At 65.5% G+C, this 15,567-nt stretch carries 11 protein-coding genes and 1 tRNA gene; 8 read left to right on the top strand and 4 right to left on the bottom strand.

Annotation, left to right across the window (positions count from 1 at the left end; all coding sequences use genetic code 11):
• Positions 1-17: 17 nt before the first annotated feature.
• The gene (locus CK625_RS11985; RefSeq protein ID WP_095540555.1) at positions 18-3,599 is read left to right on the top strand and encodes a pilus assembly protein; all 3,582 of its coding nucleotides are present in this window, start codon (positions 18-20) and stop codon (positions 3,597-3,599) included.
• A gap of 68 nt (positions 3,600-3,667) precedes the next feature.
• Positions 3,668-4,075, top strand: a complete 408-nt coding sequence (locus CK625_RS11980) for a type IV pilin protein (RefSeq protein ID WP_095540554.1) — start codon at positions 3,668-3,670, stop codon at positions 4,073-4,075.
• Positions 4,076-4,174: 99 nt separating this feature from the next.
• Here CK625_RS11980 and rtcR read toward each other — a convergent pair whose 3' ends face one another.
• Positions 4,175-5,869 (bottom strand): RNA repair transcriptional activator RtcR, encoded by a 1,695-nt coding sequence (rtcR, locus tag CK625_RS11975; protein ID WP_095540553.1) that lies wholly within the window; start codon positions 5,867-5,869, stop codon positions 4,175-4,177.
• A gap of 394 nt (positions 5,870-6,263) precedes the next feature.
• Between rtcR and CK625_RS11970 the strand changes: the two genes are divergently transcribed.
• Both CK625_RS11970 and CK625_RS11965 read left to right on the top strand, forming a co-directional pair.
• Positions 6,264-6,337, top strand: a tRNA-Ile gene (locus CK625_RS11970).
• A gap of 360 nt (positions 6,338-6,697) precedes the next feature.
• Positions 6,698-7,843 carry a slipin family protein gene (locus CK625_RS11965; RefSeq protein WP_095540552.1) on the top strand — a complete coding sequence of 382 codons (1,146 nt, stop codon included), beginning with the start codon at positions 6,698-6,700 and terminating at the stop codon, positions 7,841-7,843.
• 133 nt (positions 7,844-7,976) lie between these two features.
• On the opposite strand, the gene CK625_RS13955 is transcribed toward CK625_RS11965, so the two are convergent.
• Positions 7,977-8,138 carry a hypothetical protein gene (locus CK625_RS13955; RefSeq protein WP_172425163.1) on the bottom strand — a complete coding sequence of 54 codons (162 nt, stop codon included), beginning with the start codon at positions 8,136-8,138 and terminating at the stop codon, positions 7,977-7,979.
• An 85-nt stretch (positions 8,139-8,223) separates the two neighbouring features.
• Between CK625_RS13955 and CK625_RS11960 the strand changes: the two genes are divergently transcribed.
• The 4 genes from CK625_RS11960 to CK625_RS11945 all read left to right on the top strand — a co-directional run bounded on the left by CK625_RS11960 (position 8,224) and on the right by CK625_RS11945 (position 13,170).
• Positions 8,224-8,943: a hypothetical protein gene (locus CK625_RS11960; protein ID WP_143326273.1), complete on the top strand. Its 720-nt coding sequence runs from the start codon at positions 8,224-8,226 to the stop codon at positions 8,941-8,943.
• Positions 8,944-9,223: 280 nt separating this feature from the next.
• Entirely contained in the window at positions 9,224-10,168 is a 945-nt protein-coding gene (locus CK625_RS11955) for an ADP-ribosylglycohydrolase family protein (RefSeq protein ID WP_172425162.1), read from the top strand.
• Positions 10,169-10,462: 294 nt separating this feature from the next.
• Entirely contained in the window at positions 10,463-11,665 is a 1,203-nt protein-coding gene (locus tag CK625_RS11950; RefSeq protein WP_095540570.1) for an RtcB family protein, read from the top strand.
• A gap of 17 nt (positions 11,666-11,682) precedes the next feature.
• Complete coding sequence (locus CK625_RS11945) at positions 11,683-13,170, top strand: hypothetical protein (protein WP_143326272.1); 1,488 nt, start codon at positions 11,683-11,685, stop codon at positions 13,168-13,170.
• 43 nt (positions 13,171-13,213) lie between these two features.
• On the opposite strand, the gene CK625_RS11940 is transcribed toward CK625_RS11945, so the two are convergent.
• A complete protein-coding gene (locus CK625_RS11940) occupies positions 13,214-13,729 on the bottom strand; it encodes a bacteriohemerythrin (RefSeq protein ID WP_095540548.1) in 516 nt (171 codons plus the stop codon).
• A 473-nt stretch (positions 13,730-14,202) separates the two neighbouring features.
• Positions 14,203-15,552, bottom strand: coding sequence for a PepSY-associated TM helix domain-containing protein (locus CK625_RS11935; protein ID WP_238945646.1), 1,350 nt, complete (start codon positions 15,550-15,552; stop codon positions 14,203-14,205).
• Positions 15,553-15,567: the final 15 nt, after the last annotated feature.

The raw sequence follows: 15,567 nt of genomic DNA, 5'->3' as shown, positions 1-15,567 counted from the left end.
ATGTGTGGAGGTCTGCCATGTTCAGAAAATCCGCTCTTTGTCAGGCAGGAGTTTGCATCTTGGTTGCGGCAGGCCCTGTCCAAATCATGGCGGCCCCGCTGGAGCTGGCCGATACCCCGCCAGGCACGGGCCATAAGCCGCCCAAGCCGAATGTCATCATCACTTTCGATAATTCGGGCAGCATGGCATGGGATATTGATGGCTGTGCAACACTGCAATCCATTGGGATATATGGCGACCCACACGGAATTGTTCGAAATGGCATTGCATACACCCGGAATGTGGACAATACCAGCTCGACAGGGTTGGCCAATGGGCGCCAAAAGCAGTGTCGTTATGAGCTCAATGGTGGTGGTTACGCGAAATTCAATGAAATCAATCATTGGTCGGCATTCAGGGTTTACGTATTTGATGGCGTGAATTATTTGAGGGCCGCTCCAGGCGAAACCCGCATGGCAACGCTGAAAAGCTCGCTGGCTGAGGCCATGGGCAATGTGGTGGAAGAGGGCGCAATAAGACTGGCCTGGCAATCCATGCATCACAATGGCGAAACCGTGGATGCAACTGAACTGGCCCAGGGGCGTGAAAACTCCATGCAGGTGTACGAGGGTGAGCACCGTGGCAGATTTCAAGCTTATTTGAACTCTTTGAAGCCCGGCGGGGGGACGCCATCACACCGCATGATGATGCAGGCCCACCACTACATGTCCGGGGCAATGGGGCCCAATAGCCCCTGGGCCAAGGTGCCGGGCGCGACTGCGCAGCCCTATTTGGGATGCCGCCGGGCCTACCATATCTTTTTGACTGATGGCGCCTGGAACAGTCAGCACCCCTCTGAATTGCCCAGCGGCAATCTGGATGAAAACAGCGTGAGGATTCGAGTCGCCGATGGCGATGGTGGATGGAGGACAGAGGTTTACAACCCCAATGCCGGTTATGCCAGGGTATTGCGCGGGGCTGAGTCGGGCACGCTGGCCGATTGGGCATTCAAAAGCTGGGTCACGGACTTGCAACCCAGGCTTGAGGATGAGGTGAAGCCACTGCCAGATTACCTCAACGCACCCAGCACGACGAATGTGGGTGGTGTCACCGTGCCGAAGTTCTGGAACCCGCGCTATAACCCCGCCACTTGGCAGCATTTGACGACGTTTTCTATTGGCTACAGCAAGGCGGCCTATGAATGGGCGCAATTCCCACAGTTTGACAAAACCTGGGAGCGCGCGGGGGCCACCGTCATGGCCGATCACTACGGTGGGGATTTCAACAAGCTGTATACGTCTTCCAGGACATGGCCTGTACTTGAAGTCGATAATCCGGATGACAGGGCCAGAATTGGCCGCCCATCGGATTTGTGGCATATGGCCTTGAACAGCCGGGGCAAGTTCTATCCTGTCGATAGTGGCGAGCGCCTGACGGCGGCCTTTACCGAAATCTTCAAGCGCATCAGCGCCGATACGCAGCCCGGCACCACTGCCACAGCGGCCAGTGGCAGCAACAACGTGTTTGTGGACGTCGGGCTTTTCACGTCCACCTTTGATTCGGCCAAGGCGTGGAAGGGCTACGTCGAAGCCTGGACGCTGAACACCGAAGGGCAGCGCAGCCCGAATGCGACCTGGGGCATGCATGGCGCAAGGCCCCGCAATACCGCCGACATGCTGGACGGCTTGACCGAGGAGCAAATCCAGCAGCGCCTGATCCTCACCACCAACGATGAAACCCATAAAGGGGTGCCTTTTGTCTGGCGCACTGCGAGCGGCCGCCAACCGCTCAGCCAGGCGCAGCGCGCCGCCTTATCGGGTGGCTCGCCCGATCCTGCCGAGGGGGAAAACCGCATCGACTTCCTGCGCGGCAAGCGCACGCTGGAGGACGAGCCCAACTACCGCAAGCGCCAGTCGCGCCAGGGCGATATCGTCAATTCCAGCATCTGGTACGTAGGCAAGCCTGCCAGCGGCTATGGCGATGCCAGCTACCTGCAATTTGCCAAGAGCGCACGCCAAAGCGCCGATGACGCCATGATTTATGTGGGCGGCAATGACGGGATGCTCCATGGCTTCTCGGCCAAGGATGGCAGGGAGCGCATGGCCTATATACCCAAGGGCATTGTGCCGGGCCTGCGTGAGTTGACTTTGCCCAGCTATACGCACAAGTTCTATGTCGATGGTTCGCCATTTGCGGGCGACGCCAAAATTGGCGGCTCCTGGAAAACCGTGCTGGTGGGCACCCTGGGCGCGGGCGGGCGCGGCTACTTCGTGCTGGATGTGACCAAGCCCGACGATTTTTCCGCCAACAACGCTGCCAGCCTGGTGCTGCTCGATGCCACGGAAATCCCGCGCAGCTTGACAGGCCAGGCCGACCCTGCCGGCGTGGATGCCGATCTGGGCCACATCTTCAGTGCGCCAGTCGCGCACGAAACCTATCCCATGCGCGCTGCGCAAGTGGCACAGATGAATAACGACCGCTGGGCGGTTGTGCTGGGCAATGGCTACAACAGCGCCAATGAGCAGCCGGTGCTCTACATCCAGTACCTGGATGGCGACAAGAGTGTGCGCAAGATCGAAGCCATCACAGCAGCCACTGCCACGGTTGAAAACAAAACCGCCAATGGCCTGTCCGCCCCGCGTCTGGTGGACATCAATGGCGACGACAAGCCCGATGTCATCTACGCTGGCGACCTCAAGGGCAATCTGTGGAAATTCGATGTGAGCAGTGATTCGCCCAGCGACTGGGCCGTGGCCTTTGGCGGCCAGCCCTTGTTCACGGCCTGCAAGCGCACGGACGCTGGCCAGGTCAGCAACCCTTGTGAGCGCCAGCCCATCACGGCCGCGCCCACAGTGCGCGCTCACCCCAAAGGCGCTGGCATGTTGGTGGCATTTGGCACGGGCCGCAATCTGACCATGGAGGACCGATCCGCCACTGAACAACAGGCCATTTATTCGGTGCTGGACAACACCCGCTACAAGCTTCGCAATCCAAGCCCTTTCAAGCTGTTGCAAGTGCATCCGGGCGGGACTGAGGGCAGCGCCACCATTCCTGCGCCGCAGGCCTTGCCGGTCGATACCGCGTTGGTTGCTCAGAAGGTGGCAAGCGCTACAACACACTCGGGCGTGGGCGTCAGCGCCGGCACCGACTTCTGGGCCACCAGTGGGAATGAGGTGGATTGGAATAACCCAGCGACCAAGGGCTGGTTCCTCAACCTGCCCGCCAGCGGCGAGCGCCTGTTGCAAGCCATGCCTTTCTACGACGGCAGCAACATTCTGGCGGTGAACTCCCTGGTGCCGGCGCGGGGCTCGGGCGATCTGGAGGATGAGACCTGCTCGGCCGTGCCTGAGGCGGGCAAGCGCTACCTCACCATGCTCAACATCATGACGGGCAAGCCGCCTTCGGTGCAGCTGATGGATTTGAATGGCGATGGCTTTTACAACGGAGATGACAACAACGTCTCGCGCATGTCCCTGTTGCCCGACAGCATGACGGCCATCAAAACCGGGCGGCACACCGTGGTCACCAGCTCTGGTGGTGGTCAGCCAACACCGCAGGAAAACAAGCTGGCCTTGATGCCCATTCAGGCCTTGCGCCCCAGCTGGCGCCAGCTCCAATAATGCACATCACGGAGGCTTGCATGGCATTCATACAGACTTCTTTGCGCGCATCGCGCCAATCGGCATCCATGAAATCACAGGGCTTTACCCTGATTGAACTGATGATCGTCGTGGCGGTGGTGGCCATTCTCTCGGCCATCGCCTATCCCAGCTACCAAGAGTACGTGCGCCGGGGCCACCGGGCTGAGGCCAGGGCAGGCCTGCTGCAAGCCGCCCAGTGGATGGAGCGCGCCGCCACGGCGCAGGGCACCTACCCGCTGACGGCGCAGTTCCCGGCAGGGCTGCGGGCTGTGCCCAATGGGCGCTACACCATTGCTTTGAGCTCTACCGACGGGGCCAGCTTCACGCTGACGGCAACCCCGCAAGGGCCCCAGTCGGGCGACAAATGCGGTGCCTATACCTTGAGCCATACGGGCCTGCGTGGCGCCCACGGGCAGACCAGCGGCAGCATTGTGGACGAGTGTTGGAGTCGGTGACCGCAGTCGCCTGCGGCTTGCGCAAGAAGCCGGTTGGATGCCGGCTTTTTGCATGCCCGCATGGGGCGCAGGCTGGCGTGCTGGCCCTGGCGGCCATCTTCACGGGGCATCGCTGCGGCTTGCCGCATTGCAATCCCCTGCGGGGGCGGCCTGGATGGCCGCCCAATTCAGCCCAAAGCGCGCCAGGTATTTGCGCAGGCGGTCGCTGTCGTTGGCGGTGCTGCGTTGGGTGCGCGAATGGTTGAAGAGCTGGCGGCCTGCGTCGGCCAGGCTGGCGCTGCGCTGGCACAGGGCGATCACGGCGCGCAGTTGCAGGCGGTCGAATAGGTCGAGCGCGGTTAGCCGCTCGGGCCCGAGCAGGGCGTACAGCAGTGCGTCTTCGTCGCGACCGTGGTTGGCGGCAGTGCCATCGGCATCTTCACCAACGGGCGCGGTGCCGGCTTCGCTCTTGCCATGCCACAGCCATTCGAGGCGGGCGATTTCGGCGTCGACCAGGGCGCTGCCGATGCGCCCGCCTTCGGCCAGGGTGGCCAGGCGGGTGATGCTGGCGGCCAGATCGCGGAAGTTGCCGCGCCAGAGCGCTCTGGGCGATTGGGCAAAGGCGAGATAGCGCGCCCGCGCCTCGCTGCTCAAGCGCGCCAGACGGCCGTCTTCGCTGGCGTGGCGCGCGAGCAGGTGGTCGATGTTGGGCTCGATGTCCTCGGGCCGCTCGGCCAGGCCAGGCAGGTGGTAGGTCCAGAGGTTGATGCGCGCGAACAGGTCTTCGCGAAAGCGCCCGGCGGCCACCTCGGCGCGCAGGTCGCGATGGGTGCCGGCGATGAGCTGGAAGTCGCTTTCCACCTCCTGGTCGCTGCCCATCGGGTAGAAGCGTTTTTCTTCCACGGCCTTGAGCAGCATGGCCTGCTCATCCAGGCCCAGCTCGCCGATCTCGTCCAGAAACAGCACCCCGCCATCGGCGCTGCGCAGCAGCCCGGCGCGATCGGCGGCGGCGCCGGTGAAGGCGCCGCGCTTGTGGCCAAACAGGGTGGAGGCGGCGCCATCGCCGCGCAGCGTGGCGCAGTTGACCTCGACAAAGGCGCCCTGCACCTGGTGGCGGGCCTTTTTCAGCTCGTACATGCGCCGCGCCAAGTGCGATTTGCCCGCGCCAGTGGGGCCGGCCAGCAGGATGGGCGCGCGTGAGCGCACCGCCACGCGCTCGATTTCGTCGATCAGCGCATTGAAGCGCGCATTGCGCGTGGCGATGCCGCTTTTGAGGTGCGCGCGCGCCTCGCGCTGGGCCTGGCGAAAGCGCTGGGCCAGCGCGTCGTAGCGCGAAAGATCCAGGTCGATCAGGGTAACGCTGCCGGGCTGCTCGCCGTTTTGCCGCCGGGGCGGGCTGGTTTGCAGCAGCACGCCGGGGATGAAGCGCGCCTCCACCAGCAGGAACAGGCAGATTTGCGCCACGTGGGTGCCGGTGGTGATGTGCACCCGGTAGTCCTCGCGCGCGCTGTCAAAGGGGTAGCTGCGCGCCCAGTCGTACAGCCCGGCATAGACCTCGCCGAAGTCCCAGGGGTCGCTCACTTCGATGGGAACGAGGTTGACCTGGGTCGCGGGCGACAGCTCGGCAATGTCGGCCAGCACCCGGTCGGCCAGGCGCTGATAGCGGCTGGCGTAGAACAGCTCCAGCCGGTCCACTGCCCCGCCTGGTTGCTGCACCAGCGACACTGTGGGCCGCCATTTCTCCCACCGGCCCTTGCCGCCGCCTGCATCAAGCTGTGTGCCCAGGTAGCCGATGACGACGTTTTTCTTGCGCATATCGAATCTAGATCAAAAGATAGAAATGACGGATTGATTCGCCAATATTCTATTGTCAGCTATGCAGCCCATCACCCCTGCGCCCTTGCCAAAATCGGGTCAGAAAAATAATTTCTCTTTCAAATCAATGGGTTGAAGATGGTTTGCGCCCGCTTGGGGCGACCTGGCACGGCCTTTGCAATCTACTAAAGCGTCAGACGCGAGCGCCAGTCGCTCGCAGGCCAGGGTTGGGGCCAAAGGCTCGCCCTGCCGGTGCCGGTCGCCGCCCGCTGAGGTCGATGAGACCAACACGGGTGTTGTGCATCCGGTATGCCGCGCGGCGCAGGCGTCTGACAGGGCATGGGCCGTTGGGGCCGATCGCTATCCCCGGTTCGACTCCGGGCATGCCTCCACTGGTAGCTCAGTTGGATAGAGCAACGTGCTGATCACACGTGTGTCGCGGGTTCGACTCCCGCCCATCCTTCCCCAGCCGCAAGGCTGGCTACAAGTGAAACGGTCGCAAGACCACCCGCCGAACCGTGGCGGGCCGGTGCAGGGTAGGGCCTTTGGGGCTTGAACTGCACCGGCCAGCCACACGCCCTGGCGGCTTTGCGCTGGCGACGCCCGGCTGCGTGTTCCCGCACGTGGCCAGGCGCAGGCCGCGGGGCCGCGGCGGCATGGCCAGCCGGGCCGGATGCGCGTGCCCTGCCACGCCATCCCACCCCGGCCCGCCATGCCCCGCGCCTGCGCCACGCCAGCCCGCCGTCAGAGCCTGTTCAAAGACTTTGAACAGGCTCTCGGGCAGGTTCGGCACCCTTTGATGTTGTTGTTGTGAGAGAGAAGAAAACCATGAAAACCTACGGCTTCAAGACCTTCCAGGTGAACAAGAACGAGCGCGGCCTGCTGCTGCGCGGCGGCGACTTCGCGCGCGTGCTGGGCCCCGGCAAGCACCGCATCTGGGCCTTGGGCGAGACGCTGCACGTGCAGCGCTTCGGGCAGGACGCGCCCGCCTTCACCCACCCGCTGGCCGACTACCTGATGGCGCACGAGCCCAAGGTGCTGGCCCAGCACTTCGTGCGCGCCGAACTGGGCGAATCAGAAGTGGGCCTGCGCTACGAGGACGGCCTGCTGGCCGAAGTGCTGCCGCCCGGCGCCCGACGCCTGTACTGGAAGCACCTGCACGAAGTGCGTGTGGAAGTGCTGCCGCTGCCGGCTGACGCCCGCATCGCGCCCGAGCTGGCCGCGCGCCTGCAACAACTGGCCGAGCGCCGCGGCCCAGCCAGCCTGGCCGGCGGCGTGCTGCTGACGCAGGTGCCGCAGTTCCACACCGGCCTGCTGTGGCTGGACGGCCAATTGCAGGCCGCGCTGGCGCCCGGCGTGCACGGCTTCTGGCGCTTTGGCCGCAGCCTGGCGGTGGAGGTGGTGGACCTGCGCGCCCAAACCGCCGAAGTCGCCGGGCAGGACATCCTCACCCGCGACAAGGTCGGCCTGCGCCTGAACCTGGCCGCCGTGTGGCGCTATGCCGATGTGCAGGCCGCCTTCGCGCAACTGCCCAAGCCGGCCGAGCACGTCTACCGCGAGCTGCAATTCGCGCTGCGCGCCGCCGTCGGCCAGCGCACGCTCGATGCGCTGCTGGACGACAAGGCCGCCATCGACAGCGCCGTGCTGCAAGCCGTGCGCGCCAAGCTGGCCGGCTGCGGCATCGCGCTGGAGAGCGTGGGCGTCAAGGACATCATCCTGCCCGGCGAGATGCGCAGCATCCTGGCGCAGGTGGTCGAGGCCGAAAAGGCCGCCCAGGCCAACGTCATCCGCCGCCGCGAGGAAACGGCCGCCACCCGCTCGCTGCTCAACACCGCCAAGGTCATGGAAGACAACCCTGTGGCCCTGCGCATGAAAGAGCTGGAAACCCTGGAGCGCGTGGCCGAGCGCATCGACAAGATCTCGGTGGTGGGCGGGCTGGATCAGGTCTTGAATGGGCTGGTCAAGCTGCGTTGAGCGTTGAGCGTTGAGCGTTGAGCGTTGGGCGTTCGGCGTTCGGCGTTTAACCTGCCCCGACGGTTTTTTTGACACACAAAGGATTTCAGGGCGCGCTGGCACGGAAGGGAGCGCCACAGCCAAAAATGTTTGGTCAGCAGCCTGATGCCCAATGGCGTTCTATCAATCCCAGCTTTTCTGTGCCGCGACTGGGCGCATTGGTAATTTGCAGCGTTAAGCGGTGAAAGTAGCGGCAAGAAGCCCACAGTAAAGAAACAGCCATGAACACCATGTCTTCCGCCTTGGCGGCTGCCATTGAACACGCCTACCGTGTTTTCGGCGCCTACCCGCCGCCTGCCGGGCCGCTGGATGTGTGCATGCCCTGCTGCGTGGAGCCCGAGATGGAAGAGCAACTGCGCCACCTGCCGCTGCGCCAGCTCACGCCCAAGCACCTTTATGAATACAACAATTCGGCCAAAAACGATGTGCAGAGCATCGCCGAGGTGGGCTATTTCCTGCCCCGTTTGCTGGAGCTGATTGCGCAAGGTAAAGAAGTGCATCACAGCACCGAGCTGTATCTGGATCGCCTGGGCCGCTGCCCAAGGGATAGCCTCAGCCCCGCGCAATGGCAGGCCGTGCAAGCGGTGGCACAGGCGTTGTTTGCTGATTGCCTGGCCCGTTATCCGTGGGAGCGCGGCGGGCCTTGGAATGGCTACACGCTGTTTGACGTGCTGCTCATGCTGCACATCGGCGGGCTTGACATCCAGCCTTTGCTGGATCTTTGGCTGCGCACCGACACGCCCCAAGCCACGCTGCATTACGCCAACGCGGCCTGGTTCGACTACTGGCTCGATGGATGCGTCAGCAACGCGTTTACCAAGGATCGGCCCGACTACACAACCTGCGTGGACAGGTGGATGCGCCATGAAGCGCATCGCCTAATCTTTATGCAACGTCTGTTGGCGCTGGAGGCGACGCGCATCCCACATTTCGACCGATGGGAATGCGGCTGCCGATTCACGCCCGCACAAGTCATCCAGAACTGCATCGACGCCATGCGTCTGGATAGGCCCGAAAGCGCTCGCCAACAGCGATCGAGCGATGAAAGGAGAAACCCATGAAAAACCAGGACAACCTGAATGCCGAAACCATCCAGCAAGAAGGCCCGGCGCTTCGTCTGAACGCGACCATTGCCGATAGCCCTGAAGCGCTCGCCTTGATCCAGTGAAGTTTGCTATCGCTTCAATCACCGTGTGCAAGACCTCCAGCCCTTGCTGCACAAGCTGGTGGAGCACACTTCAATCCAGAGCATTAGCCCCGTTCTGATTCGTAGAAGCCAGCAATTGCACGCCCTTGGCACCAGTACATCAAGATTTTCAAGCCATCAAAACAAGAGTTGTTGTGACCATATCTGCCGACATCATTCCCTCCACCGATACCGTGCGCGGCGTTTTGCTGGGCCTGGCCCTGGGCGACACGTTGGGCGCGCCGTATGAGGGCGGACTGCTGGCGCGCGGCCTGTGGGCGCTGCTGGGCCGCACGCCCGAGGGGGTGCGCCGCTTTACCGACGACACACAGATGAGCCTGGATTTGGCCGAATCCTTGCTGGCCTGTGGCGGCCTGAATCAGGACGATCTGGCGCAGCGCTTTGCCCGCAGCTACCAGTGGCGGCGCGGCTATGGGCCTGGCGCGGCCAAGGTGCTGCGCCGCATCCGCGCGGGCCAACCTTGGCAGCAGGCCAACCGCAGTGTTCACCCTCAAGGCTCATGGGGCAATGGCGCAGCCATGCGCGCGCCCGTGCTGGCGCTGTGGCCCTTTGTCACCGAGCAGGGGCTGGCGCAGGCCGCGCGCCAGTCGGCGCAAGTGACCCATGCCCACCCGCAGGGCATGGCGGGTGCGGTGCTGCTGGCCCTGGCGACCCGCGCCCTCATGACGCCTGGCATCAGCGCTGACGCCGTGTTGACTGCCGCCCGCGGCGCCTTGTCGGATGCCGAAGCAGAAGCATTCGATCCCGCCTTGCGCAACGCTTCAGCCTGGCTGGCCCAGGGCGATGCGCCCACCCCGCGCCAAGTGGCGCGCATGCTGGGCCACGGCATCACGGCCCGCGCCTCTTGCGTGACTGCGCTGTACCTGGCGCTGCGCCACCTTGAGCAGCCTTTCGAGGCGCTGATCCGCTTTGCCACGGCCTGCCGGGGTGACACCGACACCATTGCCGCTATGGCCGGCGCGCTGTGGGGCGCCCGGCGCGGCGCCAAGGCCTTGCCCCCGCTGCGGCTGGAGCAGCAAGGCCGCCTGGAAGATGCCGCTGGGCGCTTGCAGCGCTGCTGGCTGGATGCTGCGGCTTGAATGAATCATTGGCGGCAGAGCACAGCATCGACGAACCATCGCTTGCCCGAAGCGGGCCTGCCAACGGCACGCACCCTGCAAAGACGGCTGCACCCACCTGATCCACACACAACAACAAAATCACCCATGCACACCGAACCACACACCGAACAAAGCACCGCCGCCGCCGATGACGCCGCTGCTGCCCGCCTCGCCCGCCGTCTGGCCGCCGCGCAATCGCGCCGTGCGCCTGCTGAAGAAAAGCCGCAGCCCGAGGTCGTGGAAATCCGAGGCGAGTACGGCAGCCACCTGCACATGCAGCAAGGCAGCGCCGCGCCCATCAAGATGTGGACGCAGGGCGTGCCGGTGGAGGATGAGGCGCGCCAGCAATTGCAAAACGTCGCCAGCCTGCCCATCGTGTTCAAGCACGTGGCGGTGATGCCCGACGTGCACTACGGCATCGGGGCGACCATCGGCTCGGTCATCCCCACCGTGCGCGCCATCATCCCCGCCGCCGTGGGCGTGGACATCGGCTGCGGCATGATCGCCTGCAAGACCACGCTGGTGGCCAGCGACCTGCCCGACAACCTCGGCCCCTTGCGCGCGGCCATCGAAAAAGCCGTGCCGCACGGCATGACGCCCAAGAAATACGGCCGCGACAAGGGCGGCTGGGAAACCCCGCCCGAGGAAACCGACGCCGCCTGGGCGCGGCTGGCCGATGAGTTCAACGCCATCTGCGACAAGCACCCGCGCATGCGCAACACCAACAACCACAAGCACCTGGGCACGCTGGGCGGGGGCAACCACTTCATCGAAATCTGCCTGGACGAAGCGCAAAGCGTGTGGATCATGCTGCACAGCGGCTCGCGCGGCGTGGGCAACGCCATCGGCACCCACTTCATCGAGCTGGCCAAGAAAGACGCCGAGCGGCACCAGCGCAACCTGCCCGATGCCAATCTGGCCTACTTCGAGGAAGGCGCGCAGTACTTTGGCGACTACGTGCAGGCCGTGGGCTGGGCGCAAAAGTTTGCCGCCGCCAACCGCGAGGTGATGATGACCCGCGTCATCCAAGCGCTGCGCCAAGTCATCGCCAAACCCTTCGACACGCACGTGGAGGCCGTCAACTGCCACCACAACTACGTGCAGCGCGAAACCCACTTCGGGCAAGACGTGTTCGTCACCCGCAAGGGCGCGGTCAACGCCGAAAAAGGGCGGCTGGGCATCATCCCCGGCAGCATGGGCGCCAAAAGCTACATCGTGCGCGGCAAGGGCAACCCCGACAGCTTCAACAGCTGCAGCCACGGCGCGGGCCGCACCATGAGCCGCACCCAGGCCAAAAAGCAATTCACCGTGGCCGACCAGATCGCCGCCACCGAAGGCGTGGAATGCCGCAAGGACGAGGCCGTGATCGACGAAATCCCGATGGCCTACAAAGACATCGACGCCGTGATGGCCGCCCAGCGCGATCTGGTGGACGTGGTGCACACGCTCAAGCAGGTGCTGTGCGTGAAGGGGTGAGAGAAAGCCCAAAGCCCATGCCAGACATTCCATCGCTGCGGCGCTTTTCCCGATTCACCCAGGCGCGCGCCCTGGCTTTTGCTCAATGGGTGCGCGCTGCCTTTTCCCGGCGATCCCCCATACCTTCTGACCTCCACAGCCTGTTGACCGCACTGTGCCACCCCGACGGCCGGGTGCGCGAGCGCGCCCTGGATCGCATCACGCCAGGCAATGCCGATGCCGCCATCTGGCAAGCCGTGCTGCTGCGCCTGAACGACTGGGTGCCGCAAGTGCGCGCTGCCGCCTGGCAGGCCTTGCAGCGGCTATTGCCCCAATGGGACCTTGCCACCGCGCTGCACGCCTTGCCCGCGCTGAAGGCGCTGGAGCGTGGCCAGCGCGCCTACCACGGCGATGCGCTGGAACTGATGCGCCAATGCATGCGGCGCAACCTCCAAGGCATGGATGCCGCCCAGCGCCAGCCATTGCATGCCTTGGTGCGGCGCGGCACGCCTGCGCAGGCCGTGTTTTGCTTTGATGCGCTGCTCGACTGGGCGCTGCATGCGCCGGGCGCCCAAGCCCTGGCCCAGGTGCTGGCCAGCGGCCTGGCCGCGCGTCAGCCGGCCATCACCCGCCGCGCCGTGCAATGGGTGCACAAGCTGCCCAGTGCTGAGCTGCGCCAAAGCCTGTATGAGCAAGCCCTGCGCACGCCCCATATCCGCACCCGTTTGAGCGCGTTGCGCGCATTGAGCCTCACGCTGAGGGCCGCGCACGGCAGCGCCGCCGCGCCAAGCCCGGGCAGCGGGCAAACCCTCTGGCCCAATTGGTTGCAAGCGGCCCTGCACGATGCCAGCCCCAGCGTGCGTTATCTGGCCATTCAGCTGTGCGGCGGCCCCAGCGAAGACCTGCAGGCCCATGCCACAGCCACCTTGCACAGGCCCGACGCCACGCCGCGCCAGCGCGCCGCTGCGCTGGGCCTGCTGGCCGATCTGGCCCTGCCGCAAGGCCGCCCGCTCGCGCTGGCCGCGTTGGGCGACAGCGCCCCCGTGGTGCGCCGCGCCGCCTACGCCGCGGCCTACCGCCTGCAGGCGCAAGAGGCCGACGCCCTGACCCTGCGCGCGCTGCAAGACCCTGCGCGCGCCGTGTTCCGCGTCGCCCGCCTGCACGCCGAGCGCAGCGGCAACGCACCCACGCTGGAGATGCTCTGGCCATACATGCGCGGTGAAAGCGCCGAGCACTGGCTGCGCCTGCTGCAGCTGAGTCGCCTGGGCGATGCGTGGAACCACTGCATCGTGCTGCTGAGCGTGCCGCGCGCCGCGTTGGGCGATGAGGCCCGCGCCGCCAGCCTCTTTCGGCCTCTGGCGCTTGGCTGGCTGGCGGACGTGCGCCTGCATTGCTTCGTGCAGCCCACCGATGCGCAGCGCCAGCGCATCCGCGCGCTGCTGCCCGTTGCGCCCCTGCCGCAGTTGTTTGGCAGGGGCAGGCTGGCTGCTTTTGAGGAAGTGCTCAAAGACCTGCGGCTGGGCTGAGCACCAGCTCAAAACCTCAACGCTGAAGGTTTCGGGCCAAGGCTCACCAGCCAAACATCCTGGCCAGCCAGCCTTTTTGTGGCGCGGCGGCGCCCGCAGTTTCGGCGGCGAGGGCTTGCTCGGCTTCTTCTGGCGCGCTGGGGGCTGGCTCGCCCAGCAGTTGGCGCTGATAGGCCTGCACGGCTTCCACATAGCCGTGGTCTTCGTTGCGCACGTGGTTGAACAGCCAGCGCGAGAGCATGCCGTGCAGTTCCTCGCTCACGTCCTCGCCGCTGTCAAAGCGCCGCTGCATTTCGGTGACCTTGCGCGTGAACAGCTCGTGCACTTTCTTGTGCGGGCCGCTGAACACGTAGCCAGCTTCCTCGATCAAGGCTTCCTCGAAGGCGAAGTGCGAAATGGTGTAGTCCACCATCTCGGCGATCACCTCGCCCTGGCGCTGGCGGTCGTGCGTTTGCCGCGCCTGGTGCAGCATATTGATGTATTCGACGATGCGCCGGTGTTGCCTGTCGATCTCGGCAATGCCGGTGTCCATGTCCGGCGTCCACTGAAGAATGCTCATGGCAATGGCCCTGTGGTGAAAACGGTGGCGCCTGTTCCCAACGCGGCGTGGGCCGGCACAGCTCGGCTTGCAGCGGGGGCGTGAACAGGTTTTTTTAGAGAAAACACACGCACTTGCGTGTGCCCGTGTGGCGGAGCTGGGGCATTGTCTTACATTTTTTTGACGATTTGCCAATGGTGTAGCGCCATGCGGGGTGACCTGCTCAAGCAGGCCCGGCCGGCTGTGGTATGGGCGCTGCGCATTTCTCTTTTTTGTTGCAACCATGCTGGACATCACCTTTCCTGGGACTTGCCCGGGCGTGCCCGCGCGCCAGCGCAATGTCTCGGCCCTGGCGGTGCAAGCGCCCTTGGCCGCGGCGGGCTGATATTGGCTCGACTGTGGCCAAGGCACGCAGCAGCAACTGCTGCGCACCGGCCTGTCGCTGCACAGCCTGGCCGCCGTGTGCATCAGCCATGTGCACGGCGACCATTGCCCTAACCCTTTGGCGCCCCGCGCTGGGGCAGCCCGGCGCGGCGCTTGCGCAGCCAGATCATCACCCCCGTCACGCTGATGACGGCCACCGCCAGCCCCAGCAGGCTGACCAGCGCGCGGCCTGCCACGCCCAGAATGCGGCCCGAGTGCAGCGGGTACTGCGCGGCCATGAACACCTCGCCCGCGCTGCCGCCCAGGCCCGTGCGCACGCCTGCCACGGTGCCGCTTGCGGCATCCAGATACACCCAGTGCGGCCCCAGCGCCGGGCCGTAAGGCTCGCGCCCCGGCGCGGCAAAGGCCACGGCGTACAGCCCGTCTGCATCCTGCCAGTCGTACAGCCGCCAGGGCTGCAAGCCCAGCGCCTTGGCTGCGCCAGGGGCGGGCGTGGCGGGCGATGAAGCCGCGGCAGCGGTGTGGATGGTGGATGGGCGCGCGACGGGCGCATCGCCCAGCCAGCCCAACTGCCGCGCCCGCTCCAGCGCCAATTGCAGCGCGCGCTCGCGCCCGATGGCCGCTTGCCCTGGGGGCAAGGGCTGGCGGCCCGCCCAAGGCTCGGGCGGCACGGGCGAAAACCACGCCACCAGCGGCTGCATGACTTCCGTGCGCAGATTCAGCCCCACGCCGGTCATCGCCAGCGCCAGCAGCAGCGGCCACAGCCACACGCTGCCCGAGCGGTGCAGATCGAACGTCAGCTTGTGCCCGCCCGCGCCCCAGCGAAACGCGAAGGACTTGCGCCACGCCTTGCGGCTGGGGAAGGCCAGCGCCAGCGCCCACAGGCAATCCAGCGCCCACAGCAAGGCCACGCCGCCCAGCAGCCACACGCCCCACACGCCGGGCAGGTGCAGGCTGTAGTGCAGCTTGTAGATGAAAGGCAGCACATCTTGCCGCGCCTGCGCCAGCGAGCCGCCGCGCCACTGGCCCCATTGCCGCTGGCCCAGAATCTGACCGCTCGCCGGGTGCACGAACAACTGGTCAAAGCCCAGCGGTGCGCTCGCGTCCGTGCCCGTGCTGGCATCCGCACTCGGTTTGGCCGCCACGCGCAGCATGGCCGCCTGCCCCGGCTCCAGCGCCAGCGGCAGGCTGGTCACGCGCCACTGCGGCTGCGCGGCCTCCACCCGCGCGGCCAGCGCCAGCAACTGCGCCGCATCCTGCGCCGGCGTGCCGGGCGTGCGCAGCATGTGTGGGTTCAGCAGCGCGTCCAGCTCGTCCGTCCAGGCCATCACGGCCCCGGTCAGGCCGGTGAGCGCCAGAAAGGCGGCCAAGGCCAGGCCCGCCCAGCGGTGCAGTTTGAGCAGGGCCGGGCGCAGCAGGCGGGATGGCTTGGGGCGGGCTTGGGTGTGCGGCGGGGGCATGAGGGGCAAGAGCCT

The organism is Vandammella animalimorsus (genome assembly GCF_002285265.1).
Lineage (GTDB): Bacteria > Pseudomonadota > Gammaproteobacteria > Burkholderiales > Burkholderiaceae_C > Lampropedia.
The sequence above is the reverse complement of the archived record's forward strand: the minus strand, read 5'-3'. Positions and strand labels throughout refer to the sequence as shown.

Bases quoted from the DNA above. Each gene is read 5' to 3' on its own strand.
- CK625_RS11985 (WP_095540555.1), top strand. From the start codon at position 18: ATGTTCAGAAAATCCGCTCTTTGTCAGGCAGGAGTTTGCATCTTGGTT.
- CK625_RS11980 (WP_095540554.1), top strand. From the start codon at position 3,668: ATGAAATCACAGGGCTTTACCCTGATTGAACTGATGATCGTCGTGGCG.
- rtcR (WP_095540553.1), bottom strand. From the start codon at position 5,869: ATGCGCAAGAAAAACGTCGTCATCGGCTACCTGGGCACACAGCTTGAT.
- CK625_RS11965 (WP_095540552.1), top strand. From the start codon at position 6,698: ATGAAAACCTACGGCTTCAAGACCTTCCAGGTGAACAAGAACGAGCGC.
- CK625_RS13955 (WP_172425163.1), bottom strand. From the start codon at position 8,138: ATGGCAGCCGCCAAGGCGGAAGACATGGTGTTCATGGCTGTTTCTTTA.
- CK625_RS11960 (WP_143326273.1), top strand. From the start codon at position 8,224: ATGGAAGAGCAACTGCGCCACCTGCCGCTGCGCCAGCTCACGCCCAAG.
- CK625_RS11950 (WP_095540570.1), top strand. From the start codon at position 10,463: ATGCAGCAAGGCAGCGCCGCGCCCATCAAGATGTGGACGCAGGGCGTG.
- CK625_RS11945 (WP_143326272.1), top strand. From the start codon at position 11,683: ATGCCAGACATTCCATCGCTGCGGCGCTTTTCCCGATTCACCCAGGCG.
- CK625_RS11940 (WP_095540548.1), bottom strand. From the start codon at position 13,729: ATGAGCATTCTTCAGTGGACGCCGGACATGGACACCGGCATTGCCGAG.
- CK625_RS11935 (WP_238945646.1), bottom strand. From the start codon at position 15,552: ATGCCCCCGCCGCACACCCAAGCCCGCCCCAAGCCATCCCGCCTGCTG.